The sequence below is a fragment of the Salipiger sp. HF18 genome (assembly GCF_011806505.1).
Taxonomy (GTDB): Bacteria; Pseudomonadota; Alphaproteobacteria; order Rhodobacterales; family Rhodobacteraceae; genus Salipiger; species Salipiger thiooxidans.
In genome coordinates this window covers 1-2,368 of record NZ_JAATOS010000573.1, presented here as the reverse complement: position 1 = coordinate 2,368, position 2,368 = coordinate 1, and the positions used below count along the sequence as shown (strand labels likewise).

Here is a 2,368-nt window from a genome sequence, read left to right as displayed (position 1 = left end):
GCCGAAGTAGTTGAGTGCGGACTGCGTGTCGCGGTTGGTCTGGCGCTCGTAGCTGCTGACCGAGCTGCTCTTCGTGGACTTGTTGCTGCTGTAGGTCTTGCGGGAGCTGCTGGCCGGCGCCCGGTAGACGCGCTGGGTCTTGGGTTGGTTGGCGATGGCGCTGCCGATGAAACCGCCGACGAGACCGCCCACGAAGGCGTTGTCGGCAAGGGCGGGAAGCGGGGTAAGGGCGACGCTGGCAGTCAGCAGTCCGGAAACGAGAATGCGTTTCACAGGAAATCTCCTCTGATGAAAAGCAAGCATGTCGCAAATTCTTGGCGGCGCGCCCGCTGGGACAGGTCGTTGCGCATTGAATACAGTCAGGGTTTGCGGCGATCACGATTCTGTCAACCCATGATGCCCCTCAGGGAGGCCGGAGGTCTGGAATACCCGCCCTGAATGGCCCTCGCGGCCCCTCGCTACCCCTCGCTGCGCGTGGGATCTTGACGACGGCGGCGCGCGGGCCTAGCCCGCTCGGCATGGTGGAATGGATCATGAGCGACGGCCTGACGGGCTACGAGGACGCGGTTGCCTTCGGGTGTCCGGGGGAAAGCGCGGCGGCCAGTCCCCCTATCACGGCCCGGCCCGGCGCGTGGTCTGCGTGGTGCTGGCCCTCAACCGCCACGGCCGCGACATCCGCTGTTTCGTGCAGAACCTCGAGAAATGGGTGATCGCGGCGCTGGCCGAGTTCAACGTCACCGGCCACATCCGCGAGGGCCGCGTCGGCGTCTGGGTCGAACGCCCCGAGCGCCCGCGCCTGCCCGACGGCAGCCTGGCCGAGGACAAGATCGCCGCCATCGGCATCCGCCTGCGCAAATGGGTGAGCTTCCACGGCATCTCGATCAACGTCGAACCCGAGCTCGAGCACTTTTCCGGCATCGTGCCCTGCGGAATCACCGATTTCGGCGTCACCAGCCTTGTCGATCTCGGCCTGCCGGTGACTATGACCGACGTGGACGTCGCCCTGAAGCGCAGCTTCGGCGAGATCTTCGGCGACTGAGCCGCGCGCTCAGCCCAGCCGCTTTGCCATGTAGACCCGGTGCAGGCCGTTGACCTCGGCCCGGTGCGTCTCGACATAGCCGCGCCGCAGGTAGATCTTGATATTCTCGACCATGGTGACGTGGGTATAAAGCGTGATGCGGTCATACCCGGCGGCCCGCGCCCGCGCCTCGGCATGGTCCATGAGACGCCGCCCGAAGCCCCTGCCCTGCGCCCATGGCGCCACGGCGACGTTGTCCAGCAGCATGTGCTCGGGCTCGGGCACCAGCACCAAAAGCCCCGCGATGCGACCGTCGGCGCGCAGCACCTCGATCTGCCCCGCCGCCAGCGGCACGGCATAATCAGTGCGCATCGGGCCGGGCAGCATCCCCATGCGCTCGACGTAATGACCATAGGCGCCGGACACCAGCTCGCCGATCTCGGCCAAGTCGGCGACCCGGCCCGGGGTGATGGCGTCGTCCCTGTCCTGCATGGTCCCTCGCACCGCAAAGGAATGACCGGAGCGGCCTGTTCCGGGGAGAACGCCGCTCCGGTCACCATAGCCTGACACGGGCGGGAGCAACACCGTGCAGGAGCAAACGCTTCTGGTCGGGACAGGAGCGAAGCGTTTGTGACGGGCGCGCGCCGGGATCCTGCGCGATACGGAAAAGGACGGCGTCCGGTGGTCGATGCAGGTCATGGGTGGCAGCCCCTCCTGGCGGAAATGTCGAATCTGGAAATGCGGCGCCGGAAATTGGTTCGGCAGATGAGACAACCCTAGCCGACTGCGCCCCGAGTCGCAGGTCAGGAATACCTGACGCAAGGGCAAGCCCGCGGGTCGATTTCCGGCGAACGGGTGGCGACCATCGTGGGGGACCGCCGCCTTGGGAGGCTCCGCTCCCCTGCGCAAGGTGGTGCGACAATAAAGTTTGATCCAGATCAAACGGCTATATTGCCCGGTCCCTGGAGACATTCTAAAAGGATGATTGGATATGAGGGGCGGATTGCGCGCAGTCGCAGCCGCCGGGACGAGACCAACAGGAGGCAGACGATGGCAGACGCCGCCATTCACGGCCACGAACACGAGGACAACCGGGGGTTCTTCACCCGCTGGTTCATGTCGACGAATCACAAGGACATCGGGATTCTCTACCTGATCACCGCTGCGATCGTTGGCCTCATTTCGGTGTGCTTCACCATCTACATGCGTCTGGAGCTCATGGAGCCCGGCGTGCAGTACATGGGCAGGGAGGGCGCGCGTCTGATCCCGACCGCGACGGAGAACTGCCCCCCCAAGGGCCACCGGTGGAAGGTGATGATCCCGGGCCACGGCACCCTGATGATGTTCTTA

Annotated in this window: 1 protein-coding gene and 3 pseudogenes; 2 read left to right on the top strand and 2 right to left on the bottom strand. The window is 65.3% G+C overall.

What is annotated here, in order from left to right; translation table 11 throughout:
- Positions 1-273, bottom strand: a pseudogene (locus tag HC022_RS24285) (peptidoglycan-binding protein); the annotation flags it as partial.
- Between the two features lie 245 nt (positions 274-518).
- On the opposite strand from HC022_RS24285, the pseudogene lipB reads away from it, so the two are divergent.
- Positions 519-1,039 (top strand): annotated as a pseudogene (gene lipB, locus HC022_RS24280) (lipoyl(octanoyl) transferase LipB).
- 9 nt (positions 1,040-1,048) lie between these two features.
- On the opposite strand, the gene HC022_RS24275 reads toward lipB, so the two are convergent.
- Complete coding sequence (locus tag HC022_RS24275) at positions 1,049-1,510, bottom strand: GNAT family N-acetyltransferase (RefSeq protein ID WP_167454106.1); 462 nt, start codon at positions 1,508-1,510, stop codon at positions 1,049-1,051.
- 558 nt (positions 1,511-2,068) lie between these two features.
- On the opposite strand from HC022_RS24275, the pseudogene HC022_RS24270 reads away from it, so the two are divergent.
- Positions 2,069-2,368: pseudogene (locus tag HC022_RS24270) on the top strand (cytochrome c oxidase subunit I); the annotation flags it as partial.

What these genes read in the sequence shown, in the direction of transcription:
- HC022_RS24275 (WP_167454106.1), bottom strand. Translation starts at nt 1,510, where the DNA reads ATGCAGGACAGGGACGACGCCATCACCCCGGGCCGGGTCGCCGACTTG.